A 26,765-nucleotide genomic window follows, 5' to 3' on the forward strand; every position below is an offset into this window, starting at 1 on the left:
CATTACAGCAGGACACGCGAATCGGACCCGCGTACGAGGCGTCATACCAGAGCGGGACGCTGCCCCGCTGACTTTGTCAACTGCCCACCGCACATGATGCGTTGCCGACTACCGTGAGTGGCCGCCGGGCGACGCAGGGATCACGACGCAGGGCTGACGTCGCGACCTGCCGACCGGCACGGCGATGCCGCAACCACGCCGCAAAGAGAGCTCCGGCCGACCGCCGGACCCTCGTCGCAACGTACCGAGGACGCAGATGTCTCACCTACGCGCACCGGCCGCCCGCGCAGACCGCCGTGAGGGCGGCCGGCACGGCAAACCCGGCAGCCGGAACGTCGCCGCACCATCCGAGACCCAGATACGGCCGCAGCTCCTGCGCATCGCCGTGCTGCCGGCCGTCGCCGTGGGCCTGAGCGCCTGCGCGGCCGTGCTGTTCACCCTGCGCTCGACCGGCGCCCGGCCGGACCCCGCCCTGCTCGCCGTCCTCACCGCGGCCGCCCTGGTGGGCCTCGCCGGCATCGTGACGGCCGCCGTCGCCGCCGAGCGCGCCGCCAAGACCGTCCGCGACCGCATCGTCGGGCTGCGCCGTGCCACCGCACGTGGCCAGACGGAACTGCGCGGCGTCGTCGAGCAGTTGCGCCGCGGCGACCAACCGCCGACCCCGGCCGCCACGGCCCGGATCAGGCCCGGTGGCGACGAGTTCGACCAGCTCACCGACGAACTGAACCGCGCTCAGGAAGCCGCCGTCGGCGCCGTCGTGCAGGCCTCGCAGCTCTCCAGCCACGCGGGCAGCGAACAGAAGGTCGAGGTCTTCGTGAACCTCGCCCGACGGCTCCAGTCGCTCGTGCACCGCGAGATCTCCCTGCTCGACGAGTTGGAGAACGAGGTCGAGGACCCCGAACTGCTCAAGGGCCTCTTCCACGTCGACCACCTCGCGACCCGCATCCGCAGACACGCCGAGAACCTCGCCGTGCTGGGCGGCGCCGTCTCGCGCCGCCAGTGGAGCAACCCGGTCTCCATGCACGAGGTGATGCGCTCCGCCATCGCGGAGGTCGAGCAGTACTCGCGCGTCAAACTGGTGCCGCCCATCGACGGCACCCTGCGCGGACACGCCGTCGCCGACGTCATCCACCTGCTCGCCGAACTCGTCGAGAACGCCACGGTGTTCTCGGCGCCGCACACCCAGGTCCTGCTGCGCGCCAACCCGGTGACCGCGGGGATCGCCGTGGAGGTCGAGGACCGCGGCCTCGGCATGCCCGTCACCGAGCAGAACAAGATGAACCGCCTGCTGACCGACCCCGACCAGGTCGACGTCGCGAGCCTGCTGCAGGACGGCCGCATCGGCCTCTTCGTGGTCTCCGCGCTCGCCCGCAGGCACGGCGTCGCCGTGCGGCTGCAGACCAACATCTACGGCGGCGTCCAGGCCGTACTGATCCTGCCGCAGGAACTGCTCGGCGAGGAGCAGGAGGCCGCCCCGGTCACCCGTCGCCGCCCGGCGGCCGAGGCGGCGTCGCCGGGCGCCGCCGGAAGCGCAGGAGAAGGGGCGCGGGACGCGGCACGCGCCGTGGTGCACGCCGACCCCCCGGCCTGGCCGGACCCCACACCGCTCCAGCCCCACCCTCACTCACCTCCGCAGCCCCAGCCCCAGCCCACCTCCCAGTCCCACGCCGCCGCCCCGGCCCCCGCGACGCCCCAGCCGCGCACCGTGAACGGCGCGTCACCCGCACCCCTCCCCGTGCGCGGCGCCCGCCAGGAACGGCCGACGCCCGCCGACGCCACCCCCGGCATCCGGCCCGAGGACCGGCAGGCCGCCGCCGAGCACGCCGCGGCACCGCCGGTACCCCGCAACGGCGCCGTGCGCGGCCGGGTCGGCAGACCGCAGCTCCCCAAGCGGCGCGCCCAGGAACACCTCGCACCGCAGCTGCGCGACTCCCCGTCGCCGCGGCCGGAGAGCGAGCAGCTCGTCGGCCACGACCCGGGCCTGATGGCCGCGTTCCAGCGCGGCATCGGCCTCGCCCAGGCGCAGGACGCGCGCGAACCCACCCCGCGGGAACACCGGACCGGCGCCCCGCACGACGGGCAAGGACACGGCGGCTGACCAGTACCCCGGGCCCGACCCCGACCCCCCACCGCTGCTTGCGCAGATCTACGTACGTCCGTACCCCAAGGAGTCGATCCACCATGGCGAGCGATGCGCCGACCGGCCAGGTATCCGATCTCGACTGGCTGATGAGCGGCCTCGTGCAGCGCGTGCCGCACACGCACAGCGCCGTCCTGCTCTCCTCCGACGGACTCGTGAAGTCGGTGCACGGCCTCGACCCGGACAGCGCCGACCACATGGCCGCCCTCGCCTCCGGGCTCTACTCGCTGGGGCGCAGCGCGGGCATCCGCTTCGGCGACAGCGGTGACGTCCGGCAGGTCGTCGTGGAACTGGACTCCACCCTCCTGTTCGTCTCCACCGCGGGCTCCGGCACCTGTCTGGCGGTGCTCGCCGGGCGCGACGCGGACGCGGCCGTCCTCGGCTACGAGATGGCGATGCTGGTCAAGAGCGTGCGGCCGTACCTGATCACCGCCCCCCGCCAACCCGTCGGGGAACCCGCCCCGATGAGGCACTGAGGATGGCGGCCCCGCACGACGGGCCCTGGCTCGACGACGCCGCGGGGCGGCTGGTCCGCCCCTACACCGTCAGCAACGGACGGACGAGACCGAGCAGCCAGCTCGACCTGCTCTCCCTGGTGATGGCGACCGGCTCCACCCCGCTCGGCTACCTCGGGCCCGAGCACTCCACAGCCCTCGGCCTGTGCGAGGAGCCCACCTCCGTCGCCGAGCTCGCGGCCCAGCTGAAGCTGCCCGCGGCCGTGACCAAAGTGATCCTCTCGGATCTCCTCGACTCCGGGGCCCTCACCCAGAAGGCCCCGGACTTCTACCACAACCCAACTGACCGGTCCCTGTTGGAGGCAGTGCTCGATGGATTACGACGACAGCTCTGACCCCTTCCCCACCGCACTGAAAATCCTGGTCGCGGGTGGCTTTGGGGTCGGCAAGACGACCTTCGTCGGCGCGGTCAGCGAGATCGCGCCGCTCAGCACCGAGGAGCTGCTCACCACGGTCAGCGAGGGTACCGACGACCTGTCGGGCGTGGAGAACAAGACCACGACGACGGTCGCCATGGACTTCGGGAGAATCACGCTCGACCCGGAACACGTGCTGTACCTCTTCGGCACACCGGGGCAGGAACGCTTCTGGTTCATGTGGGACGAGCTCTCCGAAGGGGCGCTCGGCGCGGTGGTGCTCGCCGACACGCGGCGCCTGGAGGACTGCTTCGCTGCCGTGGACTTCTTCGAGCAGCGCGGCATGGGCTTCATCGTGGCGATCAACGAATTCGACGGCGCCTACCGCTACGAGCCCGACGAAGTGCGCTCCGCGATCGACCTCGACCCGCACGTACCCGTCGTGCGCTGCGACGCACGGATCTCGAGCTCCGGCATCCAGACCCTCCTCACCCTCGTCAAGCACCTCCTCAACCACGCCCCCGCGGCCAGCTACGGAGCCCACACGTGATGCACGACCCGACCGGGCGCCTCCTGCTCACCCCGGTGGACAACGAGGCGCCCGCACGGGTGCGGAGGCTGCGCGGGCTCGGGATCGGGCAGTATCCCGAACCGGCCTTCGACGCCTTCGCGGACCGGCTCGCCGAGGTGACCGGCGCGCCGTACGCCATGGTCAACTTCCTCGACGAGAGCGGACAGTTCTTCGCGGGCCTGCACGCTCCGGGGCACCCGGAACGTGCGGCCGGCCGCTACATGACCCGCGACTACGGCTACTGCCCGCACGTGGTGGTGCGCCGCAAGGCCCTCGTCCTGGAGGACGTCCGCGACTATCCGCGGTTCGCGGGCAACCCCGTGGTCGACGAGACCGGCATCCGCTCCTACCTGGGCGCACCCCTGATCGACCGCACGGCGACGGTCCTCGGCACGGTCTGCGTCGTGGACGTCGAGCCGCGCCGCTGGGGCACGGCGGGACTCGACACGATCAAACGCATGGCCGGGGAGCTGGTCGAGCAGATCCATCGGCGGGAGGCGGGCGGGATCTGAGGCGCATTCGGAATGCGCGACGGACAACAACCTGACCTGATCGGCGAAAGTCCGGGCCGGCCCCACTGTGACTAACCGGGCTCGGCGTCGTGCCCCTCGACGGGCCTGCGTGGTCGGCGCTCCGGAAGCCGTGTGATGATTCCGCTCGCTGCCAAACCGAGGGTGACGCCGGCGGCGGCGGCGATGGTCTGCGTCCAGGCCTCGCCGAGGGAGCCGGGCAGGGAGGCGCCGGTGAACCGGGCGACGCCCCACAGAAGGGTCATCGCGGCCAGTGCGGCCGGCCAGCGGTGCCGTACTCCCTCGGCGATGTCGTCGATGACGTGGAAAACGAGCAGCAGCACCATGGGCTGGCCGTCGTCGAGTTCGTCGTCCCAGCCGAGCGTGGTGAGCCCGGCCGCGCAGGCGAGTGTGAACAGCCACAGTCCCGCCAGTCGCCACACGGACGTGGGCGGCTGGCGTCCCGCACCGCGTGGGAGCCAGAAGAACCGTGTGGTGTGCTGGACGATCGCGTACTTTCGCATGGCTCGCGTCTCGTTCCCCCGGGGTGGCCGGCTCCTGCCGGTACTCAGTAGCAAGACGTGCAGGAGTGGGCCGGGGTTGCAGCGGAGTGTCGCCGCACGGAATCGCCTCGGGGGTCCGGAAGCTTTCGATCTTTGCTGGCACTCCGGCAAGTGCTTGGAGATCTACGGGGGCTGACGGGGCGCTGGCGAACCAGTGGGCGTGCATCGGCTAGCGCACTCAACACTGGACGTTGCGCAGCAGCGATACGGCCCCGCAGTACGACACGCCTGCCACGGCGGGAACAACCAGCGGTGGACCCGGGAGCAGCCGGCGAACCTCGCCGAACGGCATCAGCTCACAGGTCGAGTCCGGTCCCATCGGGAAAGCGGACGTGGACGGTGTCGCCGTCCACGGAACAGGTGACGGACTCCCGCAGCGCGCGCGGGCTGACCGTGTCCCGTGAGAGGGCGATCAGGGTGACGTGGACGCTGTCGCCGCCCGCGTGGGACGCGGAGGTCAGGAACGGTGTCGCGGAGTGCGGGCCGTACGCGTTGGCCGCCACCTCGCGGGCGACGCCCGCGTTCTCGTCCCAGCCGTGCAGGGCGATGACCGCGCTGGTCAGACCCGTCGTCGTACGGGTGAGCGCCCAACCGGGGCCGTGCTCGGTGTGCGGCTGCGTGTCGTCCGCCACCGCGTGGCCGCCCTCGCGGACGGTCGCCCCCGCGGGGGCCCGCACGCGGTGCACGCGGATCTCCCAGGGGCCGTGCAGCGCGCTCGTCGTCTCGATGGGGTACGCCGCCTCGCCGCCCGGATACTGGGCCTCGTGGCGGGACGCGGCCACGCGGCCCTCGCAGCTCAGCGGGTGGATGCGGAGGCGGCGCGAGGGCGTGCCGTCGGGGGCGAGAAGGGCTATGTGGCCGTCGACGGCGCGGTCCCACGCGCGTGGGGCGGTCTCAGGGGCGGTCGCCGTGGAGTAGGCGAACTTGGCGTAGTGCGGGTCGTCCTGGGCGGGGCCTTCGAGAGGGTTGTGGTCGCTGCCGTGGTTGATCAGGCGGACGATGCCGTCGTGCCGGGTGCCGTGCAGCAGCCAGCCGGGCTGGGGGAGCGCCGTGTACTGGTCGGACTCCTCGACGGGCAGCGGCACTTCGCGCTCCGTCCACACTGGGTGGTCGGCGGGGAGCAGCAACCCCAGGAAGCCCTTGCTCGCCCAGTACGGGGAGGCGGGCCCCGAGTAGGCCTGCGTCGCGGGCAGGTACGTCCCGTACCAGCCGAGCGGCAGAAGTCCCCGCTCGTCGGGCACGCCGCGCTCCACGAAGTGCCGTGCCGTGCCGGAGGCGAGGCGTCGCGTCAGGCCCGGCGCGAGCGGCGTGCAGTCCGCCAAGGCGCCCATCCACACGGGCGCGGCGGCCGCGAAGCGGTACGTCAGGGAACGCCCCTGGTGGACGGGCGCGCCGTCACCGCCGAAGAAGTGCGGGTAGGTGGCGAGGAACTGAGTGAGGCGCTCCCGGTAGACCTTGGCACGGCCGCCGTCGCCCCCGTCGGCCCCGTCGCCCCCGTCGGCCCCGTCGTCCCCACCGGCCCCACCGGCCCCACTGGTCATTCGGGCCCACAACAGCGGGTAGAGGTGCATGGCCCAGCCGATGTAGTAGTCGAAGTTGCGCCCGTCGCCGTCGCTGTACCAGCCGTCGCCGCGGTACCAGTCCTCGATGCGGTCGAGGCCGCCGTCGATGTCCGCCTGGCTGTAAGGGGCTCCCACCGACGCGAGGAACTGCTCGGACACCACCTGGAACAGCCGCCAGTTGTTGTCCCAGGTCTTCCCGCCGACGAATCCGGAGAACCAGTCGACGGCCCTCTCCCGGACCCGGGTGTCGAGCTTGTCCCAGATCCAGGGACGAGTCTCGTGCAGCCCGATCGCGATGGAGGCGGCCTCCACCATCTGCTGGGAACAGTCGGTGAGTTCCGGCCACGCCTCACCGCTGTCACGATCCGTGCCCGTGGCCAGACCCTGCGCGTAGCGTTCCACGAGGCGGGGGTCGACCTCGCCGCCCGCTCCCGCGATCCGGAAGGAGGCGAGGAGGAACGACCGCGCATACCCTTCGAGTCCGTCCGACACGACCCCCGACCAACTGTTCCGCCCCGGCAGCCGGTACTGAGCGAAGCCCGGCGTGGCGTACGGGACAAGGGCATCCAACTGCCGGTCGGCGAGCGCTTCCCAGTGCGCCCGGGTCCAGCCGGTGAGCGGAGACAGAACGCGGTCGGTGGGCGGCAGGGTCAGATGCGGGGCGGGCATGAGGATTCGTGTCTCCTAGGCGCTAGCTGCCGGCAAGCGGGGCTTGCCCTGAGGGGCGGGCCGCTTTGAGGGGCGCGGGGAACTGTGCGATCAGAATCGGGAGAGGTGCCCTCGGAACGAGCAGGAGTGTCCTCGGAACCAGTAGAGGCGGCAGCACCCCACGCCGTGCCGCAGCCGCCCATCACCGACGGCACCACGACGGACGCGACCCCCGCCCCACCGCGATAAACCTGCGACGGCCGGGCCCGGCGGAACCATTGGATCCAGAACGGGGGCCAGGTGCGGGCATGCGAACTCCCTGAGGTGTCGGGGCACATGGAGGCGTCGGAGCGCTTGAGGTGAGCCGATCCCGCGACAGCATGTAAGCGGTTGCTACGGCGCGCAAGAGGGCCCGGAATCTTTCTACGTTCTTTCTGCTCCACCTGTGCTGATGTGGCGATGGCTCAGGCGTGACAGGGTATTGACCGGCGCAGTAAGCGATTACTACGTTGCCACCCCATGGCTGAGAAAAGGATCCGACCTCTGCGCGCCGCCATCGCGACGGCGGCCGCGGCCACCACCCTCGCGCTCGCCGCCCCCGTCCACGCGACGCCCGCCACCCCCATCTCCACCCCCGGCTCGGACGGCGTGGGCGACCCGCTGTACCCGACGCTCGGCAACGGCGGCTACGACGTCCGCCATTACGACCTCTCCTTCGACTTCACCCCCGTGACGTACGACTTCGCCGCCACCATGAAGATCCGGGCGAGAGCCACCCACGACCTGTCGTCCTTCAACCTGGACGTGGACTCGCTGGCCGTCGACCGGATCACGGTGAACGGCGCGCCCGCCACCTGGACCATCGGCGTCGGCAAGACGGGCCAGGAGCTCACCGTCACCCCCGCCCACCCCCTGCGCGACCACCGCTCCTTCGACGTCGATGTCACGTACCACGGCAACGGCAGGACGAAGCCCGTCGGCCTGCCCGGCTGGCGTCACATGTCCGACGGGGGCTTCGCCTCGGCCGCCCAGGCGTCGCGCGCCGACACCTTCGCGCCCGTCAACGACCATCCCTCCGACAAGGCCACCTGGTCCTTCCACCTCACCGCGCCCAAGGGCTGGACGCCTGCCGCCAACGGCAACCGCACCGGCCGGCGCAAGGCCCCCGGAGCCAAGGAGACCTGGGACTTCTCCCTCAACTCCCCGATGGCACCGGAGCTCCTCGGCATCTCCGTCAACAAGCAGACGTACGTCTACGGGCGCGGCCCGCACGGCGTGAAGCTGCGCCACCTCGTCCCCGAGGGCCGGACGACGAAGTACCGTCCGATCGTCCAGGAGACCGGCGGGCAGCTCGCCTGGCTGGAGAAGACCCTCGGCGTGCGCTACCCGTTCGACACGTACGGCGTGCAGATCGTGCGCGACGGCTACGGTGACGCCCTGGAGAACCAGACCCTCTCCCTCTTCGGGCCCGGCTGGTTCGACCGCCCCACGTACTCCACGACCATGGTCCACGAGCTGACCCACCAGTGGTTCGGCGACTCCGTCACCCCCGCCACCTGGCAGGACGCCTGGCTGAACGAGGGGCCCGCCGTGTTCTACGCGGCCGTGTGGGCGGATCGGAGGGGCTTCCAGCCCATCGAGGAGAAGATGAGGACCGCGTACGAGAAACTCGACGCGGTGCGCAAGACCGACGGCCCGCCCGGAAAGCCGACCGGGCTCGGCGGATTCAACATCTATGACGGCGCGGCCGTCTCCCTCTACGCCCTGCGGCAGCAGATAGGCAAGGACGGGTTCGACGCGGTGATGAAGGCGTGGCTCACCAGGCACCGGCACGGCAACGCGTCCACGCAGGACTTCATCGACAACGCGGTGCAGGTGACGGGGGACCGGTCCGTCGGGACCTTCCTGCGCCACTGGCTCTTCGACCTCGACAATCCGCCGATGCCCGGGCACCCCGACTGGGGCGGCGCCGAATGAGGCGCCGCTCGGCGGGCCGCCGTCACGGCGGCCGGTCCGCACTCCTCGCCGCCGCCTTCACCGCCGCGTCGGCCCTCGGCTCCCTGGCCGCCCCCGCGCCCGCCTCCGCAGCCGCGGCGCCCCGCCCGCAGGTCCTCCACGCGGCCCCGCACGGCACCGGCGACACGTGCAGCACCGCACGCCCGTGCTCGCTCGCCGGCGCCAGAGACGCCGCACGCACCACCACAGCGCGGGAGGCGCGCGACGTGCGCGTCGAACTCGGCGGCGGCGTGTACGAGGTGTCCGCGCCCCTGCGTCCCGGCGCCGCCGACTCCGGGCGCGCGGGACACACGGTCACCTGGACCGCGGCACCCGGAGCCCGCCCCGTGCTCTCCGGCGGGCGCGCCCTCGACGGTTGGGCGGAGAACCACACCGAACTGGACCGGTTGCCCACCGAGGCGGTCGCTGTGGCGCGGCGTGCGGGCGCGCATCGGGAGCGGGTCGAGCAGCTGCGCCCGGACCTGGCCCGAACGGGAGTTGCGACGCCGTCCTCGACGGACGCGGGCGCCCCGGCCGCGTACGCCGTCGACGGCGACACCTCCACCGACACCCGCACGCTCGCCGAATCCGGCGCCTGGTGGCAGGTCGACCTCGGTGAGGTGCGGCGCGTCGGGCAGGTCGAGGTGTGGAACGGGGCGGCGACGGCCACGGCGGACTTCGACGTACAGCTGTCGAGGACCCCGGACTTCGCCGACGCCTCGACCCGCCACGTCGGCGGGAAGGCGCTGCGGCCCACGCTCCTCGCATTCGGCAAGGGCGAGTCGGCGAGGTTTGTGCGGATCAGGCTCATGGGGAGCGGGTGCGTCGTCCTCGCCCACGTGCTCGTCCATCCGTAGCGGGGCCGTCCGAGCTCTCGACAGAGGCGGGCGCGGCCGGATAGATAAGGATCAAGCTCGCCCCCAACCCCCAACCCCCAACCCCCAACCCCCAACCCCCAACCCCAGCCCCGCCCTCGCCCCCGCACCCCCGCACCCGCAACACCCGCTCAAGCGAAGGAAGTTCCATGACCGACCTCCGTCTCGGCGTTCTCGGCTACGGACTGCGCGGCTCGCTCGCCCGCACCGCCCACCGGCCGGACGCGGGCGCACGCGTCACCGCGCTCGCCGACCACGACGCCACCGCCCGGGCCGAGGCGGCCGTGGCCTTCCCCGGCGCGCTGATATCCAGCGACCACCGCAAGGTCGTCGAGGACCCGGACGTCGACGCCGTCGTGGTCCTCACCCCCGATCACACCCACGCGCAGCTCGCCTGCGAGGCGCTGCGCGAGGGCAAGCCCGTCTTCGTGGAGAAGCCGCTGGAGACGAGCGTCGAGGCCTGCGACGAGATCCTGCGCACCGCCCACGAGACGGGCACGAGGCTGTACGTCGGGCACAACATGCGCCACATGCCCGTGGTCCGCCTGATGCGCGACATCATCGGGCGCGGTGAGATCGGCGCGGTCAAGACGGTCTGGGTACGGCACTTCGTCGGGTTCGGCGGCGACTGGTACTTCAAGGACTGGCACGCCGAACGGCAGTACACCAACGGCCTGTTGCTGCAGAAGGCCGCCCACGACATCGACGTGCTGCACTGGCTCGCGGGCGGCTACACGCGCCAAGTGCAGGCCCTCGGCGACCTGATGGTCTACGGCGACAATCCGCACCGCCGCGAGCCGGGCGAGCCGAAGACCGACGACTGGTACACCAAGGACGGCCACTGGCCGCCGCACACCCAGCGCGACCTCAACCCCGTCATCGACGTCGAGGACGTCTCCCTGGTCAACATGCGCCTCGACAACGGCGTCCTCGCCGCCTACCAGCAGTGCCACTTCACGCCCGACTACTGGCGCAACTACACCGTCATCGGCGACGCGGGCCGGCTGGAGAACTTCGGCGACGGGCCCGGGGGAGTGGTCAAGGTGTGGAACGCGCGCCGGTCGGGCTACCGGGGCGCGGCCGACGCCGAGTACGCGGTACCGGACGCGCAGGACGACGGCGGGCACGGCGGCGCGGATCCACTGCTCATCGACGAGTTCGTACGTTTCGTGCGGGAGGGAGGACGTACCGACACGTCGCCCGTCGCGGCGCGCATGGCGGTGGCGGCGGGCGTGCGGGCCACCCAGTCGCTGCGGGACGGCGGGACGCCCCGCGAGGTGCCCGCCCTCGACCCGGAGCTGATCGCCTATTTCGAGCGCGGTCAGACCCGCTGAACCCAAGGTCTGAAGGAAAGCTGCGGCGGCGCTTAAGAAATCCTCGATGGACCGGGGCGCCGCCGTAGGGAAGATTCCTGTGTCGTCGGGGGAAGAAGCGACGTACGACGGGAGCCGTGGCGTTGAAGGCGCTGGTCAAGGAGAAGGCGGAGCCGGGTCTCAGCCTCAAGGACGTACCGGAGCCGGTCATCGGCCACGGAGATGTGCTCATCAAGGTGCTCCGCACCGGGATCTGCGGGACGGACCTGCACATCAGGGCCTGGGACGGCTGGGCGCAGCAGACGATCTCCGCGCCGCTGGTGGTCGGGCACGAGTTCGTCGGCGAGGTCGTGGAGACCGGCCGCGACGTCGCCGACATCAAGATCGGCGACCGGGTCAGCGGCGAGGGCCACCTGGTGTGCGGCAAGTGCCGCAACTGTCTGGCCGGGCGGCGGCACCTGTGCCGCGCCACGGTGGGCCTCGGGGTCGGCAGGGACGGCGCCTTCGCCGAGTACGTGGCGCTGCCCGCGTCGAACGTGTGGGTGCACCGCGTCCCCGTGGACCTCGACGTGGCCGCGATCTTCGACCCGTTCGGCAACGCCGTGCACACGGCCCTGTCCTTCCCGCTGGTCGGCGAGGACGTGCTGATCACCGGGGCCGGACCGATCGGCCTCATGGCCGCGGCCGTGGCTCGGCACGCGGGCGCCCGCAACGTCGTGGTCACCGACGTCAGCGAGGAGCGCCTTGAGCTGGCCCGCAAGGTCGGCGCCGGCCTCGCCCTCAACGTGGCGGAGTCGACGATCGCCGACGGGCAGCGCGAGCTCGGCCTGCGCGAGGGCTTCGACGTCGGCCTGGAGATGTCCGGCAACCCGCGCGCGATGCGCGACATGGTCGCCAACATGACCCACGGCGGCAAGATCGCCATGCTCGGACTGCCCGCCGAGGAGTTCGCCGTCGACTGGTCGCGGATCGTCACCTCGATGATCACCATCAAGGGCATCTACGGCCGCGAGATGTTCGAGACCTGGTACGCGATGTCGGTGCTGCTCGAAGGCGGTCTCGACCTGGCCCCCGTGATCACCGGACGGTACGGTCACCGCGACTTCGAGGCCGCCTTCGACGACGCGGCGAGCGGCCGCGGCGGCAAGGTCATCCTCGACTGGACCGTCTGACCACCGTCCCTCGCTCCGGCCCTCCGCCCCTGAACTTTCCTGACCTCTCGAAGGAATCACGCATGTTCGACTCCGTACGCGAAGACCTCCAGGCCACCCTCGACGAGATCCGCGCCGCCGGGCTGCACAAGCCCGAGCGCGTGATCGGCACCCCGCAGTCCGCGACGGTCGCCGTCACCTCCGGCGGGCGTCCCGGTGAGGTCCTCAACTTCTGCGCGAACAACTACCTCGGCCTCGCCGACCATCCCGACGTCGTCGCCGCCGCCCACGAGGCGCTCGACCGCTGGGGCTACGGCATGGCGTCCGTCCGCTTCATCTGCGGCACGCAGGAGGTCCACAAGGAGCTGGAGGCGCGCCTGTCCGCGTTCCTCGGCCAGGAGGACACGATCCTCTACTCCTCCTGCTTCGACGCCAACGGAGGCGTCTTCGAGACGCTGCTCGGCGCCGAGGACGCGGTGATCTCCGACGCCCTCAACCACGCCTCGATCATCGACGGCATCCGCCTCTCCAAGGCCCGCCGCTTCCGCTACGCCAACCGCGACCTCGCGGACCTGGAGCAGCAGCTGAAGGAGGCCACGGAGGGCGGCGCCCGCCGCAAGCTGATCGTCACCGACGGTGTCTTCTCCATGGACGGCTACGTCGCCCCGCTCGCGGAGATCTGCGACCTCGCCGACCGCTACGACGCCATGGTCATGGTCGACGACTCGCACGCCGTCGGCTTCGTCGGCCCCGGCGGCCGAGGCACGCCCGAGCTGCACGGCGTCATGGACCGCGTCGACATCATCACCGGCACCCTGGGCAAGGCCCTCGGCGGCGCCTCCGGCGGCTACGTCGCCGCCCGCGCCGAGATCGTCGCCCTGCTGCGCCAGCGCTCGCGCCCGTACCTCTTCTCGAACACCCTCGCCCCGGTGATCGCCGCGGCCTCCCTGAAGGTCCTCGACCTCCTGGAGTCCGCCGGTGACCTGCGGGAACACCTCGCCGCCAACACGGCTCTCTTCCGCTCGCGGATGACCGACGAGGGCTTCGACGTCCTGCCCGGCGACCACGCCATCGCCCCGGTCATGATCGGCGACGCGGCGGTGGCCGGACGCATGGCCGAGCTGCTCCTGGAGCGCGGCGTCTACGTGATCGGCTTCTCCTACCCGGTGGTGCCGCAGGGCAAGGCCCGCATCCGCGTACAGCTGTCCGCCGCACACTCCATGGAGGACGTGAACCGCGCGGTCGACGCGTTCGTCGCTGCGCGGGCTGAGCTGGAGCGGGAGTCCCACCGGGGCTGACGCGCTCCCGGCTCCGGCCGACCGGGGCTGACGCGCTGCGGGTTCCGGTCAGGGCTGCCGTGCTCCTGGCGTCGGCCGGGGTGAGGCACCGTGGGCTGCGACCGACGCTGACGCGCATCCGGCGCTGACCGGGCTGATGCGCTCCTGCGCCGACCGGCATTACGCGCTTGCTGCCCCGACGGGCCGAAGCGTTGCAGCCTCCGGTGTTGCGGGGCTTCGTCGAGGTCTGGCGCGCTGGTGGCCCCGGCTGGGCTGGTGCGTTTCCGGCCCCGACCGGGGTTGACGCGCTGCGGATTCCGGCCAGGGCCGCCGTGCTCCCGGCGCCGGCCAGGGCTGCCGTGCTCCCGGCGCCGTCCAGGGCGGGAGCCCCGCGGGCTCCGGGCAACCCCACGCGGCCCCGGCCTCCGCCGGGCCTCACGCGCTCCCGTCCCCCGCCGGGGCCAACGCGCTCCCGGCCCCGCCAAGGCCGGTCTCCGGCCCCGACCGGGGCCCGTGGTGCACCGGTGGCTCTCGGTTTGGGAGAATCGCCGCATGATCGAAGCGCGGCGGCTGCACATCCTCCGTGCGGTGGCCGACCACCGCACGGTCACGGCCGCTGCCGCCGCGCTCTACCTCACCCCGTCCGCGGTCTCCCAGCAGCTCACCGCCCTGGAGCAGGAGACCGGGCACCGGCTCGTCGAGCGTTCGGCGCGGGGCGTACGCCTCACCGCGGCCGGCGAGATCCTGCTCACGCACACCAACGCGGTGCTGGCCCAGCTGGAGCGCGCCGAGGCCGAGCTCGCCGCGTACAGCTCCGGCGAGGCGGGCACCGTCACCGTCGCCGCCTTCGCCACCGGCATCGGCCTGGTCGTCGCTCCCGCACTGGCCCGCCTCGCGGACTCCGCCCCCGGCATCCGGGTCCGCGTGCAGGACGCGGAGGGCGACGCGAGCCTGCCGATGGTCCTGGACCGGCAGGTGGACGTGGCCGTCGCCGTCGAGTACCGGGGCGCGCCGGGCGCGGACGACCCGCGGCTCACCCGCGTCCCCCTCTACGCCGAGCCCTTCGACGCGGTGCTCCCGCGGGGCCACCGGCTCGCGGACGCGGAACGGGTGGCCCTGGCCGAGCTCGCCAAGGACGCGTGGATCGGTCCCTTCGCCGGCAACCCGTGCCACGACGTGGTCGTGCTCGCCTGCGAACAGGCCGGTTTCCAGCCCCTGTTGGAACATTGGTCGGACGACTTCCGGGCAGTTGTCGCTCTCGCCTCGGCAGGCGCGGGGGTCGCCCTCGTCCCGCGCTCGGCGCTGCGCGGCATGGACGTGTCGGGCGCGGTGGTGCGCCCGGTCGAGGGCGTGGCCCCCACGCGCCGGGTGTTCGCGGCGGTGCGGTGCGGCGCGGAGGACCACCCGCTGATCCGCCCGGTGCTGGCGGCGCTGGGGGAGGCGGCGGCCTGAAGACGGCCCCGCCCCCCTCGTCACTCACCCCCCGTCGATCCCTCCGCCGCGTCACACCGTCTTGACGGAGTTGCCGTCGATGACGTGGTCCGCCCCGGTGATGCTCGCGTCGAGAGGCGAGCCCAAGTAGACGATGAGCGCGGCGACTTCGGCGGGCTCGACGAGCCTCCCGGTGACCATGCCCGCGGTACCGGGCAGACTGTCCAGGAGCTGGTCGTGGGGGACGCCCAGGGACGCGGCGAGCTGCGCGCCGTACCCGTCGGGGCTCTGCCACATGGCCGTGCGGACCGGCCCCGGCGAGACCGTGTTGACCCGCACGCCCAGTGGTCCCACCTCTTCGGCCAGCGCCTTGCCGAAGGCGGTCAGGGCCGCTTTCGCGGTGCTGTACGCGATGGGCCCGGCGTGCGGCGTGCGGGCGCTGGTGGACGAGACGTCGACGATCGCGCCACGGGCCTCGGCGAGGTGGGGCAGCGCGGCCCGTGCGGTGCGGACCGAGGCGAAGAAGTTGACGTCGAACGCGTCCGACCACTGCCGGTCGGTGACGTCGAGGAAACCGCCTGTCCAGTTGGCGTCCGCGTCCCCGCCGCCGACGTTGTTGACGAGCAGGTCGAGCCCGCCGAGCTCGGCCCGGGCCCGGTCCACGAGGCGGGCGGGCCCGTCGGCCGCGGCCAGGTCCACGGCGACGCCGATAGCGCCGGTGGCCTCGAGATCCGGGGTGATCGTGCGGGCCGCCGCCACGACGCGCACACCCTCGTCGAGAAGCGCTGCCACGGTGGCGAGACCGATGCCGCGGCTCGCGCCCGTCACCAGCGCGGTCCTTCCGGTCAGTTGCAGATCCATGCGTGTCCCACTTCCCTCGTCCCTTCTGCCCGAAATCTTGGCCCTTAGGGTCATCAAATGACCCGAATAGTATCGATCAGGACATAGGGCGACGCGTTTCGGCCGTGCGCCATTTCAAAGATTGCCATGTACAGGAGTCTTACAGGATCGTCATCGTGCAAGCGCAAAACGTTTCCCGGAAGTGGCCGTCGAATGGCCATGTACGGGCCCGAAATCAGGGAGTAATTGTGCTGACGAAAACCAAGAGGGTAGCCCGCTCCGCGACCGTGGCGATCGCTGCGGCCGCCGCGTTCACCGTGGTGATGCCCAGCGGTAACGCCTTCGCCATCGACCACGTCGAATGCCGTGGTGGCGAGAACTTCTTGAAGATCTGGTCGCACAGCGGCGACGGCCGCTCGAGCGTGGACTGCTACGCCAACAAGGGCCGTACCGGCTTCGGCAGCTGGTGGGTCGACCGCATCTCCACGGGCAACAACGACCTGATCTACTACGACGCCAATGGCGACTCCGTGCGCATCAACCGGTGGACCGACATCACCTTCCCGCACCGTCCGCCGAAGGTGAAGGACATCGAAATCCTGTGACGAGCCAAATGCTCCGGTAAATAGGAGTCAATAGCTCGGCAAAACGGTGGTCATCTCCGCACCATGGCCACTTCCGATTGCTCCGGCCACGCCTTTTCAGGCGTGGCCGGTTCCGTATTTCAATCACGCCTTCCCGTGCTCCGCCTTGACGCCTTTTCCCCCGGTACCCGCTCCATCCGCGACCGCCGCCCCGCCGACTCCCATCAGGGCCAGTTATAGGACCGCGCGGCCCATCTCCCGCAAGGGCAGCGCCACCACCCTTCCGCGCGAACGCCCCCTCCGGCGACCCGGCGCCGCGGCGGCGCGACGCCCGCCTCCGCCGGCGCCGCGCGGAACCCCGCAGACCGGTCCGCGACCGTCGTGAGGCGCTCGGGCCAGGTGAGGACGGCGCCGCGAAACTCAGGTCCGACCTATTGACCCCGCGGCCGGCCACTCATTAGCGTGGCTGACAGCCTGCCAGAAAGCGCTTTCTGAAAGCGTTTTCCGATGCTGCTTCCGCAATCGCTCTCCGCAACTGCCTCCGAATTTCGCCGAATGCCTGGGGAGTTCACCGTGAGCCAGAGCGCTGTGTCCAGAACCCCCGTGAAGGCGGCGGGGGTCGCCGAACGGGAACGCCCGGGCCTCGGGCGTCGTACCGCCGAAGCGGCCGAGAAGAGCTGGCGCCCCCTCGCCCTCCTCGTCGTCTGCTTCGCCGCCTGGTGGGTCATCGCCGCCACCGAGATGGTCGAGGCCTACCTGGTGCCCTCGCCCGGCGCCACCTTCGACGTCCTTCTCGACAAGCCCGACTACCTGTGGCAGCACACCTGGGTCACCACGTACGAGACCCTGATCGGCTTCGTCATCGCCGTGGCCGTCGGCATCCTCTCCGCCGTCCTGATGGTCGCCTCGACCACCGTCGAGAAGACCCTCTACCCCATCCTGCTCTTCGCCCAGGTCGTACCGAAGATCGCGATCGCCCCGCTGTTCGTCGTCTGGCTCGGCTTCGGCATCGCCCCGAAAATCCTCATCGCCGTCCTGATCGCCTTCTTCCCCGTTGTCATCTCGATGGTCACCGGACTCAAGGCCGTGGATCCCGAGATGCTGCAGCTCTCCGCCACGATGGGCGCGCGGCCCTGGCAGACCTTCCTCAAGATCCGTTTCCCGGCGTCGCTCCCGCATCTCTTCTCCGGTCTGAAGGTGGCCGTCACCCTCGCCGTCACGGGCGCGGTCGTCGGCGAGTTCGTCGGCGCCAACGAGGGCCTCGGCTACGTGATCCTCCAGGCCAACGGCAACCTCGACACGCCGATGCTCTTCGCGGGGCTGCTCGTCATGTCGCTCATCGGCGTGGTCCTGTTCGCGCTCGTCGAGATCGCGGAGAAGCTGCTGCTCCCGTGGCACGCGAGCCGCAGGGACCAGGGCGCGGCCACCACGTACTGACCCCGTTCGTCGCTCACTCCCCCCGCCATGTCCTCCGTACGCGAGAAGGGCCGTCCCATGCACGCGCGCAGACTCCTCACCGCCCTCGTCCCCATGGCGCTCGTCGCGGCGACCGCGACGGCCTGCGGTGACGACGACAGGACGAGCACCAGCGCCTCCGGCGAGAAGCTGGACAAGGCGACCCTGACGCTCAACTGGTACCCGTACGGCGAGCACGCGCCGTTCTACTACGGCAAGCAGCGGAAGATCTTCGAGAAACACGGCATCGACCTGGAGATCAGGGCGGGGCAGGGATCCCAGAAGACCGTGCAGGCGACGGGCGCGGGACAGACCGACTTCGGCTGGGCGGACACGCCGGCCGTGCTCGCCGGTGTCGACCAGGGCGTCGACGTGAAGAGCCTCGGGGTGTTCCTGCAGACCACGCCCGCGTCCGTGCAGTCCTTCGAGACCGAGGGCGTCGCGTCGCCCGCCGACCTCAAGGGCAAGACGGTCGCGGGCACGGCGGGCGACGCGCTCACCAAGACCTTCCCGATCTTCCTCCAGAAGAACGGCATGGACGTCTCCGACGTCAAGGTCCAGAACACCGACCCCGCGGGCAAGATCGCCGCCGTGATCTCCGGCAAGACGGACGCGCTGTTGGGCTACGCGAGCGACCAAGGTCCCACCATGCGGAACAAGGCCGAGAAGGACGTCTCGTACCTCCGCTTCTCCGAACACGGCCTGAACTTCTACTCCAACGGCCTCATCGCCGGCAGCAGGACCCTCCAGGGCAGGGGCGATCTGGCCGAGCGGATGACCGCGGCGGTCAGTGAGGCGTGGGCGGCGGCCGAGAAGCAACCGGGCCCGGCGGTCGCGGCGATGGAGGGCGCCTCCGAGCAACTGCCGCCCGAGGACGTCCTGTCGGAACAGTTCAAGACGACGCTGACGCTGCTGCACACCGACGCCACCAAGGGCAAGGCGCCGGGGGCCAACACCGAAGCGGACTGGAAGCAGACCATCGAGGTCTTCTCCGAAGCGGGCCTGGTCAAGAACCCCAAGTCCGTGACGGAGTACTGGGATTCGGCCAAGGGGATCAAGGGGTGACCATGTCCAACGACGCGACGCTCGGAAAGCTCGGCCGACGTGCGGAGACGGACACGGGGGGAGCGGCGGCCGGGGGCGTGGGCACGGCCGCGCCCGCCGTGCGGATCGGCGACGTCGCCGTGCGCTTCCGTACGAAGAAGAAGGACGTCACCGCGTTGCGCGATGTCACGCTCGACATCGGCGCCGGGGAGTTCGTGGCGATCGTCGGACCCTCGGGCTGCGGCAAGTCGACGCTGCTCAAACTCGTCGCGGGACTCCTCGCGCCGTCGTCGGGCGAGGTGCTCCTTGGCGGTGAGCGGGTCCAGGGACCACGGCCCGACATCGGGTACGTGTTCCAGCGCGCCGCTCTGCTCGACTGGCGCTCGGCGCGCCGCAACATCCTGCTCCAGGCGGAGATGCGCAAGCTCCCCGCCGAGCGGGCACGCGCGCGTGCCGACGATCTGATCCGCATGACCGGGCTCGACGGCTTCGAGGACGCGTACCCGCACGAGCTCTCCGGCGGCATGCAGCAGCGGGTGGCGCTGTGCCGTGCACTGCTGCACGAGCCGCCCGTGCTGCTCATGGACGAACCGTTCGGCGCGCTCGACGCGCTGACGCGGGAGCAGTTGAACGTCGAGCTGAACCGCATCTGGCGCGAGACCCGCACCACGGTGCTCCTGGTGACGCACTCGATCGCCGAGGCCGTGTATCTGGCGGACCGCGTCGTGGTGATGAGCCCGCGCCCGGGCACGGTGACGGAGGTGATCGAGGTCGGCCTGCCGCCGCGGCGGGCGTACGCGAAGACCCTGGCCTCGATGGAGTTCCGTGCGGCGACGGGGCGGGTCAGGGAGTTGCTGGGGGCGGTGTCGGCGCACGACTGAGGCGCGGCGTGACCTTGTTACCGTCTCGAATGTGGGATAGCTTCCCAGATATGGAACACGATGGAGAGGGAGTCGACGCGCGCCTCGCCGCCCGGCTCTCCGAGCTGCGCGCCGAACGCGGCTGGTCCCTCGGCGAGCTGGCCGAGCTCAGCGGGGTCAGCCGCTCCACCCTGTCCCGCGCCGAGCGCGCGGAGATCAGCCCCACCGCGGCCCTGCTGAACCGCCTCTGCGCGGTCTACGAACGGACCATGTCGCAGCTCCTCAGCGAGGTGGAGGCGGAGCCCGCCCAGGTGGTGCGCGCGGTCGACCAGGCGGTCTGGGCGGACGACGAGGCGGGCTTCATGCGCTGGGCCGTCTCGCCGCCCCGCACCGGGATGCGCGGCGAGCTGGTCGAGGGCAGGCTCCAGCCGGGCGCCGACCTCGCCTACGACCGCCCGTCCGTGCCCGGCCTCGAACAGCACATCTGGGTGCTCGAAGGGGGCCTTGAGGTCACGGTCCAGGGCGAGCCGCACACCTTGCGCACCGGAGACTGCCTGCGCTTCCGGCTGTGGGGCGCGTCCCGGTTCCGCTGCGCGGGCGAGGAGGCGGTGCGGTACGCCCTCGTGGTGGTGAAGCCGTGACCCGCGGCGCGTGCCTCGCACGCCTCACCGCCGCAGGCCTTCGCGCCGTCTCGGGGCAGCTCGGAGACCTGCTGGCCGACACGGTGCGGGGCGGGAGCTCGCTGGGGTTCCTCGCGGGCCTCGACCGGGCCGCGGCGAGTGACTGGTGGCAGGGGCTCGGGCCGGACGTCGAGGCGGGCCGGCTCGCCGTGTGGGTGGCGCGGGCCGGAGACCGGGACGACTCGCGCGTCACGGGCACCGTCAGCGTGGCCTTCACCGACAAACCCAACGGGCGTCACCGCGCCGAGATCACCAAGCTCATGGTGCACCCCGACGCCCGCGGACAGGGCATCGCCCGCGCCCTTCTGGCCGCCGCGGAACAGGCGGCGGCGGAAGCGGGCGTCACCCTCCTCGTCCTCGACACCGAGACAGGCAGCCCCGCCGAGACCGTCTACCGCAGAGCGGGCTGGACCGAGGCCGGCACCATCCCCGACTACGCGGCGGACCCCTCGGGAGCCCTCCACGCGACGACCCTCTTCTACAAACGCCTTGGAACAGCGGCCCGGCGCCGAACGACCGACGCCGAGCCGGAGCGGGTGCTGCGTCAGTAGCGCAACGCCGCCAGATACGCGTAACTGTTCCGCGCGGTGGCGAACGGGTCCGCGGGGGAGTCGTGCTCGACCAGCCACTGCCGGACGCCCCCCACGCGCGCGTGGGCGAACATCGCGGCGAAGTCGAGCGTCCCCGAACCGACGTCGGCGAACCCGCCGTCGGGCGCCATGTCCTTCACGTGCAGCGCGGGGAACCTGCGCGGACGGCGCCGGAAGTACGTCGCCGGATCGGCACCGCCCTTCACCGCCCAGTACACGTCGAGCTCGAACCCGACCAGCTCGGGATCGGTCTCGGTGACCAGGACGTCGTACAGGTTCGTGCCGTCGACCACCACATGGTCCGAACCGTGGTTGTGGAACAGCACGGGGCCGAGCCCCGCCTCGCGCGACGCGCGCCCGATCCTGTTGAACTGCCGTGCCGCCTCCCGGAACCCGTCCGGCGTGTGCAGCGCGCCGGGCAGGCTTGGCACCACGGGCCACTTCGCGCCCAGGGTGTGCAGGTCGTCGAGTGCCTGGGGGAGCCCGGGGCCGGTGAGCGTGGGATAGGCGACGTGCTCCAGGACCGCACGGAGCCCGACGGCGTCGAGCATCCGCCTGATGGCCACGGCGTCGTACCCGTGGCGGCCGCTCACCCCCACGGTCGCGTAGCCGATGTCGGCGAGCCGCTCCAGGGTGCCCGCGAAGTCCCACGCCAGGGCGTCGCGCATCGTGTACAGGTGCATGCCGATGCCGCCGCGCGGGATGCGCCGCTTGTACGCCCGATCCGCAGCCCGCGCGGGCAGGGCCCCGCCTGCGGCCGCCGCGAGACCCAGCGACGTACCGACGCACGTGCGGAGAAAGGCACGTCTGGCGCCGTCGGCGGAAGACGCGCTCGGAGATCCGCTCATGGTTGTCCTCTCCCTCTCGTCGTCGTCCTCACTTCGCCGCGATCCGGACGGCACCGGTCGTCGTGTCGCCCTTGTCGTCGGTGACGGTCAGGTGCGCCGTGTACGTCCCCACGCGCGCGTACGTGTGCTCGGTGCTGCCGCTTCCCGTCGCGCCGGGCTTCGAGTTGTCGCCGAAGTGCCAGTGGTACGAGGCCGCGGTACGGCCTGCCGGGAGCTTCACCGTGCTGGTGAGCTTGACGGCGAGAGGCGCCGGGCCGCTGCCCGGGGCGGCTCGGACCGTGACCTCGGCCCCGGTCCTCTTCTCGACCCCGGGGCCGTTGAAGCGCAGCCAGTCGACCGTGAGCAGGTCGGCCTTGTCGGACGACCACTCCGGGTTGGTGAAGACGGCGTACACGTTCGTCGTGCTGTCGTGGGCGGCCAGCTCGGTGGTGGGCGAGACGAAGTTGCCCCACCCTCCCGTGTTCGGCACGCTCACCCTGCCGAGCAGCCGGCCCGTGGGAGACCCGGCGCGGAACTCGACGTCACCGCCGAGACCGCCCGAAGCCGCCCCCACCGTCACCGAGTCGACGCCTTTGAGGTGCACCGGGTCGAAGGAGACCCAGTCCCCGTCCTCGATCTCGATGAGCCGCTTGCCGCCGGACGCGTCCGCGCGGTCGCCGATGTCGGCCCCGCCGTGCGCGCCGCCCGAGGCGGTCCGGTGCTCGGCCTCACGGAACGACGTCCGCAGCGTCAGCGCAGCGGATCCCGTCAGCGCGGGAACACCGCTCGCACCCTTGTCCTCGTACTGCGCCGTGATGCCGTAGTACAGGTTCTGCCCCGGGCCGTGACTGTCGCCCGCGTCCGTCACGATCTCGCCCGCGCAGCCGGTGTAGTTGTCCAGCGGGTGCAGATGCGTGTCGTGGCCCAACTGGGACTGCACGACGACCCGCGTGCAGTCGACCCGCCTGTCCTCCCGGTCCGTCACCTTGACCTTGAACGGGATGGTGTCCCCGAAGCTGAACGTCCCGCCGTTCGGAGGCCGCTGGATCGTCACCTCCGGCCGCGTGTTGCCCACCGTGATGTCCCGCACCGCGAGATTGCTCAGCTCCTTGGGTCCGGTCACCTTCAGCCGGGCCGTGAATTGCCCCTTCCGCGTGTACGTGTGCGTCGGGTCCGCCTCGGTCGAGTCGGTCCTGCCGTCGCCGTCGAAGTCCCAGGCGTACGTGACCGGCGTGCTGTCCGGCAGCCCCGACCCCTCGCTGGAGAACTTCACGGTCAGGGGCGCGCTCCCGTTGTCCGGCGTCGCGCTCGTCCGGGCGTCCGGGAGGCGGCCGTCCGCCACGTAGTCGATGCGGTAGATGCCGGAGCCCTCGTTGCTGCCGCCGCGGCCTGTGCCGCTGCCGAGCCCGAAGTCGATCACGTACAGCGCTCCGTCGGGCCCGAAGTCGGCGTCGAAGGGCTGGTTCCACTTCATGTCGGAGAAGACGGAGTTGATCGACTGCACATCGCCCGCCTTCGCAGGCGGGAAGCGCGGGTCGGAGAACGACTGGTCCTTCTCCTGGATCGAGAAGGCCTTGAACCACTGCCGGGTCAGCTCGTACGCGAGCCACTTCCCCTCGAAGTACTCGGGGAACTTCGTCTTGTACGTGTTCGCCGCGTCGTAGTCGTACACGGGACCACTCATCGGCCCGCCGCCACCCGTGCCGAGCTCGGGGAACTCCTTGGACTCGGAGTACGCGTACCAGACGTCGGCAGGCTGAGCGGGCGGCAGCTCGCGCAGCCCCGTGTTGTTCGGCGAATCATTGACGATCTTCGCGCAGTCGAACATGGCCTTCGACGTCCTCGTCGCGAAGTCGTAGTCGTTGAACGGCGTGTTGTCCCCGATGCAGTACGGCCACCCGTAGTTGCCGGCCTCGGTGATCCGGTCGAACTCGACCGTTCCCTCGGGGCCGCGGTCCGCCACCGCCTTCTTCGCATCGGGGCCGTAGTCCGCCATCAGCAGGGCGCCGCTGATCGGATCTGTCGTGATACGGAACGGATTGCGCAGCCCCATCGCGTACACCTCGGGCCGCGTCCTGTCCGTCCCGGGCGGGAACAGGTTCCCCTCCGGCACGCCGTACGTCCCGTCGTCCTTCGGCGTGATCCGCAGTATCTTGCCGCGCAGATCGTTCGTGTTCCCGGAAGTGCCCTGCGCGTCCCAGGCGCGGCGCCCCTCGCGTTCGTCGATCGGCGCGAAACCGTCCGACGCGAACGGGTCGGTGTTGTCGCCCGTCGCGACGTACAGATCACCCTTCTTGTCGAAGGCGATCGACCCCGCCATGTGCGAATTCGCCCGGCCCTCGCCGCGCCACGTCGGAATCGTCAGCAGCCGTTTCTCCGACGACGCGTCGACCTTCCCGCCGGCCTCGGTGAAACGGGAGAGATTGATCCGCTTCTCCGTCTTGTCGGAGTGCAGCAGATACAGCCAGTGGTTGTCCTCGAACCCTGGATCCAGCGCGAGACCGAGCAGTCCGTCCGACTGGCTCGTCATCTCCGGCGTGTACGCGAGATCGAGCGCTGTGGAGACCTTCAGCGACTCCTGGTCGATGATCTTCAGCTTCCCGGTGCGCTGGACGAAGAAGACCCGGCGGTCGGGCGCGACGGCCAGCTCGAACGGGTCGGCGAGGTCGGCGGTGACCAGCGGAGTGCGTTGGAAGGCACCCGTCCTGGTGGCCGTGCAGTCACCCGGCTTGTCACCGGCGGCCCACTGGATGCCGCCGAGGATGTGCCGGAGGAACCCCTCCTCCTTGAAAGCCGACGCGGCATGCCCGCCCGCCGTGTACCAGGAGCGGCCGCCGTCGTAGTTCTGGCACCAGGACCACGGGTGGTCGGCGCCCTCGTCGAGTCCCGAGACGCCGTCGCGCACCTTGATCTGCGCGAGGGTGTGCACCTTCCCGGTCGGGTTGGTGCGCCAGTTGTACCACTCCTCCTCGCGCTCCCAGAGTTCCGGAAGCCCCTTCGTGGACGGGTGCGCGTGGTCGAGCACCTTGACCCGCCCCTTCTGGACGGCGGGGTGCTTGTCGAAGATCGCCCCGACCAGGCCCTCGTACCAGCCCCAGTCGCGCTCGCTCGCCGACGCCGCGTGCAGCCCCACCCAGCCGCCGCCCGCCCGGACGTACTTCTGGAACGCGGCGCGCTGCGCCGCGTCGAGCAGATCGCCCTTCTCGGGCGTGGAGTTGGTGTTGTTGAAGACGACGGCCTGGAACCGGGCCAGGTTGGCGTCGGTGAACGCCCCGGCGTCGTCGGTGGCCTCGACCTCGAAGCCGTGCTCGCCGCCGAGCTTCTCGATCGCCTCGACGCCCGCCGGAATCGAGTCGTGGGGGTAGTTCGTGACCTTGGAGAAGACCAGGACACGGAAGGCCGGCGCGGCCTCGGCGCGGGGCGGGGCCGCGATGCCGAGGCCCACGACGAGCGCGAGCAGGGCGACGAGGACGAGCAGGGCTCCGGGTGCGCCTCGCGGCGCTCTCCTCGGAGTCACGGAACTCCTGGAACTCCTGGAACTCATGGCGCTCCCTGGGCTGGGCTGGCTTGGCTGATGGCCGGCTGCCGGTTGCCGGGTGTGCGGTGAGTCGCGTGTGCGGTGAGTCGCGTGTGCGGTGAGGTGCCGGAAAGTTTAGAAAGCGCTTTCTCGGCGCGGGACTCAGGTTAGGTTCCGGTTCCGCGGAGGGTCAATGGGTGGGACGCGCCGCGTGGGCTCCGGCCGGGTGGGTTCTGCATGACGTCCCGCGCGCGGGGGAGGCTGGCCGGGAGACGGTCGACCGTACTCGTGAAGATCGTCGACTGTATGCAGGAGACGGACGACTGTATACACGGAATCCGTCGACCATGGACCGTACGCACACGTATCAGGGAGCCCGCGCGATGACCGACCGAGCTGACGACACCACCGCTGCCGCCCCCGCCTACACCGCGGGGCTGTGCAACACCGCGGACGGCGTGCCCGTGGCCACGTACACCTGGCTGCCGGCCGACGGCAGGCCCCGCGCGTACGTGCAGATCGCGCACGGAGCCGCCGAACACGCCCTGCGCTACGACCGCTTCGCCCGCCACCTGACCGAGCACGGCTACGGAGTGGTCGCCTCCGACCACCGCGGTCACGGCGCCACGGCCCAGGCCACAGGCGGCTACGGTGTGACGTCCGAGACGGCGGGCCCCGACGACGCCGACAGCTGGCGTGCGATCGTCGACGACCTGAAGGCCATCGGCGACCAGGTGCGCACGCTGCACCCCGGCGCCCCCTTCTTCCTCCTGGGGCACAGCCTCGGCTCGATGCTCGCGCGGGACTACGCCCAGGAGTACTCCGACGGACTCGCCGGAGTGATCCTCTCCGGTACGTTCCGCTCGCTGCCCGGCGCCGAGATCGAGGGGTCCATCGCCCGCCTGGAACGCGAGGTGGCGGAACACGGCCGGGCCGCGCGGTCGTCGTACGTCTCCGACCTCTTCGCCTCGTTCAACGACCCCTACGAGCACCGCACCGGCTTCGAGTGGCTCTCACGGGACGAGTCCGAGGTCGACGCCTATGCCGCCGACGAACGCTGCGGGTTCGCCTTCTCGGCGGGTCTCTCCCTGGACTGGGTGCGCGCCGTACGGAAGATCAACGACCCGCGCAACTTCGCGCGCGTCCCCGCCGATCTGCCCATCCACGTCGCCGTCGGCGAGGAGGACCCCTGCAATCAGCGCATGACCCTCGTCCACGAACTCCTGGAGGACTTCCGCTATGCGGGCGCGGAGGACCTCACCTGGAAGGGCTACCCGGGCGCCCGCCACGAGATCCTCAACGAGACCAACCGCGACGAGGTCCAGGAGGACTTGACGGCTTGGCTGGACAAGCGAGTGCTCTGAGAAGTCGGGTCGCCCGGGGGAATCTCACCCCCGGGCTCCCACAGAACCGTGCGTAACAATCTCTCGTTACACGGCTCTTGCCATCCTGATCACCAAAA

Annotated in this window: 23 protein-coding genes; 18 read left to right on the forward strand and 5 right to left on the reverse strand. The window is 71.1% G+C overall.

The window, feature by feature from the left end; translation table 11 throughout:
* Positions 1–256: 256 nt before the first annotated feature.
* The 5 genes from AC07DO_RS30990 to AC07DO_RS31010 all read left to right on the forward strand — a co-directional run bounded on the left by AC07DO_RS30990 (position 257) and on the right by AC07DO_RS31010 (position 4,094).
* Complete coding sequence (locus AC07DO_RS30990; protein ID WP_479064125.1) at positions 257–2,098, forward strand: sensor histidine kinase; 1,842 nt, start codon at positions 257–259, stop codon at positions 2,096–2,098.
* Between the two features lie 83 nt (positions 2,099–2,181).
* Positions 2,182–2,616 carry a roadblock/LC7 domain-containing protein gene (locus AC07DO_RS30995; RefSeq protein ID WP_479064127.1) on the forward strand — a complete coding sequence of 145 codons (435 nt, stop codon included), beginning with the start codon at positions 2,182–2,184 and terminating at the stop codon, positions 2,614–2,616.
* A gap of 2 nt (positions 2,617–2,618) precedes the next feature.
* Complete coding sequence (locus tag AC07DO_RS31000) at positions 2,619–2,990, forward strand: DUF742 domain-containing protein (protein WP_479064129.1); 372 nt, start codon at positions 2,619–2,621, stop codon at positions 2,988–2,990.
* Positions 2,968–3,561 (forward strand): GTP-binding protein, encoded by a 594-nt coding sequence (locus tag AC07DO_RS31005; protein WP_479064131.1) that lies wholly within the window; start codon positions 2,968–2,970, stop codon positions 3,559–3,561. Before AC07DO_RS31000 ends, AC07DO_RS31005 begins: the two co-directional genes overlap by 23 nt.
* Positions 3,558–4,094, forward strand: a complete 537-nt coding sequence (locus AC07DO_RS31010) for a GAF domain-containing protein (RefSeq protein WP_479064133.1) — start codon at positions 3,558–3,560, stop codon at positions 4,092–4,094. Before AC07DO_RS31005 ends, AC07DO_RS31010 begins: the two co-directional genes overlap by 4 nt.
* Before the next feature lie 71 nt (positions 4,095–4,165).
* On the opposite strand, the gene AC07DO_RS31015 is transcribed toward AC07DO_RS31010, so the two are convergent.
* Positions 4,166–4,615, reverse strand: coding sequence for a hypothetical protein (locus tag AC07DO_RS31015; protein ID WP_479064135.1), 450 nt, complete (start codon positions 4,613–4,615; stop codon positions 4,166–4,168).
* Positions 4,616–4,950: 335 nt separating this feature from the next.
* Positions 4,951–6,885, reverse strand: a complete 1,935-nt coding sequence (locus AC07DO_RS31020) for a DUF2264 domain-containing protein (RefSeq protein WP_479064137.1) — start codon at positions 6,883–6,885, stop codon at positions 4,951–4,953.
* A 498-nt stretch (positions 6,886–7,383) separates the two neighbouring features.
* Between AC07DO_RS31020 and AC07DO_RS31025 the strand changes: the two genes are divergently transcribed.
* The 6 genes from AC07DO_RS31025 (at position 7,384) to AC07DO_RS31050 (ending at position 14,927) form a co-directional block, all read left to right on the forward strand.
* A complete protein-coding gene (locus AC07DO_RS31025) occupies positions 7,384–8,841 on the forward strand; it encodes a M1 family metallopeptidase (protein WP_479064139.1) in 1,458 nt (485 codons plus the stop codon).
* Complete coding sequence (locus AC07DO_RS31030) at positions 8,838–9,716, forward strand: discoidin domain-containing protein (protein WP_479064145.1); 879 nt, start codon at positions 8,838–8,840, stop codon at positions 9,714–9,716. The genes AC07DO_RS31025 and AC07DO_RS31030 overlap by 4 nt, the downstream gene beginning before the upstream one ends.
* A 167-nt stretch (positions 9,717–9,883) precedes the next feature.
* Positions 9,884–11,068 carry a Gfo/Idh/MocA family protein gene (locus tag AC07DO_RS31035; protein ID WP_479064148.1) on the forward strand — a complete coding sequence of 395 codons (1,185 nt, stop codon included), beginning with the start codon at positions 9,884–9,886 and terminating at the stop codon, positions 11,066–11,068.
* Positions 11,069–11,190: 122 nt separating this feature from the next.
* Positions 11,191–12,219: an L-threonine 3-dehydrogenase gene (gene tdh / locus AC07DO_RS31040; protein WP_479064229.1), complete on the forward strand. Its 1,029-nt coding sequence runs from the start codon at positions 11,191–11,193 to the stop codon at positions 12,217–12,219.
* A 62-nt stretch (positions 12,220–12,281) separates the two neighbouring features.
* Positions 12,282–13,496 carry a glycine C-acetyltransferase gene (locus AC07DO_RS31045; protein WP_479064150.1) on the forward strand — a complete coding sequence of 405 codons (1,215 nt, stop codon included), beginning with the start codon at positions 12,282–12,284 and terminating at the stop codon, positions 13,494–13,496.
* Between the two features lie 531 nt (positions 13,497–14,027).
* Positions 14,028–14,927, forward strand: a complete 900-nt coding sequence (locus tag AC07DO_RS31050) for a LysR family transcriptional regulator (protein ID WP_479064152.1) — start codon at positions 14,028–14,030, stop codon at positions 14,925–14,927.
* Between the two features lie 51 nt (positions 14,928–14,978).
* On the opposite strand, the gene AC07DO_RS31055 is transcribed toward AC07DO_RS31050, so the two are convergent.
* Complete coding sequence (locus AC07DO_RS31055; RefSeq protein WP_479064154.1) at positions 14,979–15,767, reverse strand: SDR family NAD(P)-dependent oxidoreductase; 789 nt, start codon at positions 15,765–15,767, stop codon at positions 14,979–14,981.
* 227 nt (positions 15,768–15,994) lie between these two features.
* Here AC07DO_RS31055 and AC07DO_RS31060 point away from each other — a divergent pair, with 227 nt between their 5' ends.
* The 6 genes from AC07DO_RS31060 (at position 15,995) to AC07DO_RS31085 (ending at position 20,920) form a co-directional block, all read left to right on the forward strand.
* A complete protein-coding gene (locus tag AC07DO_RS31060; RefSeq protein WP_479064156.1) occupies positions 15,995–16,351 on the forward strand; it encodes a beta/gamma crystallin domain-containing protein in 357 nt (118 codons plus the stop codon).
* A 552-nt stretch (positions 16,352–16,903) separates the two neighbouring features.
* Positions 16,904–17,767: an ABC transporter permease gene (locus AC07DO_RS31065; RefSeq protein WP_479064158.1), complete on the forward strand. Its 864-nt coding sequence runs from the start codon at positions 16,904–16,906 to the stop codon at positions 17,765–17,767.
* 57 nt (positions 17,768–17,824) lie between these two features.
* Positions 17,825–18,850, forward strand: coding sequence for an ABC transporter substrate-binding protein (locus AC07DO_RS31070; RefSeq protein ID WP_479064231.1), 1,026 nt, complete (start codon positions 17,825–17,827; stop codon positions 18,848–18,850).
* Between the two features lie 2 nt (positions 18,851–18,852).
* A complete protein-coding gene (locus AC07DO_RS31075; RefSeq protein ID WP_479064161.1) occupies positions 18,853–19,710 on the forward strand; it encodes an ABC transporter ATP-binding protein in 858 nt (285 codons plus the stop codon).
* 50 nt (positions 19,711–19,760) lie between these two features.
* Positions 19,761–20,330 carry a helix-turn-helix domain-containing protein gene (locus AC07DO_RS31080; RefSeq protein WP_479064163.1) on the forward strand — a complete coding sequence of 190 codons (570 nt, stop codon included), beginning with the start codon at positions 19,761–19,763 and terminating at the stop codon, positions 20,328–20,330.
* Positions 20,327–20,920 carry an N-acetyltransferase family protein gene (locus tag AC07DO_RS31085; RefSeq protein WP_479064165.1) on the forward strand — a complete coding sequence of 198 codons (594 nt, stop codon included), beginning with the start codon at positions 20,327–20,329 and terminating at the stop codon, positions 20,918–20,920. Before AC07DO_RS31080 ends, AC07DO_RS31085 begins: the two co-directional genes overlap by 4 nt.
* Here the strand turns inward: AC07DO_RS31085 and AC07DO_RS31090 are convergent.
* Together AC07DO_RS31090 and AC07DO_RS31095 are read right to left on the reverse strand one after the other, a co-directional pair.
* A complete protein-coding gene (locus AC07DO_RS31090; RefSeq protein WP_479064167.1) occupies positions 20,914–21,807 on the reverse strand; it encodes a sugar phosphate isomerase/epimerase family protein in 894 nt (297 codons plus the stop codon). The two genes, AC07DO_RS31085 and AC07DO_RS31090, sit on opposite strands and share 7 nt — an antisense overlap.
* A gap of 28 nt (positions 21,808–21,835) precedes the next feature.
* Positions 21,836–25,330, reverse strand: coding sequence for a ThuA domain-containing protein (locus tag AC07DO_RS31095; protein WP_479064169.1), 3,495 nt, complete (start codon positions 25,328–25,330; stop codon positions 21,836–21,838).
* A gap of 356 nt (positions 25,331–25,686) precedes the next feature.
* Here AC07DO_RS31095 and AC07DO_RS31100 point away from each other — a divergent pair, with 356 nt between their 5' ends.
* Positions 25,687–26,667, forward strand: a complete 981-nt coding sequence (locus AC07DO_RS31100) for an alpha/beta fold hydrolase (protein WP_479064171.1) — start codon at positions 25,687–25,689, stop codon at positions 26,665–26,667.
* The last annotated feature ends 98 nt before the right edge of the window (positions 26,668–26,765 follow it).

The sequence above is a fragment of the Streptomyces sp. NPDC045678 genome, assembly GCF_056432085.1.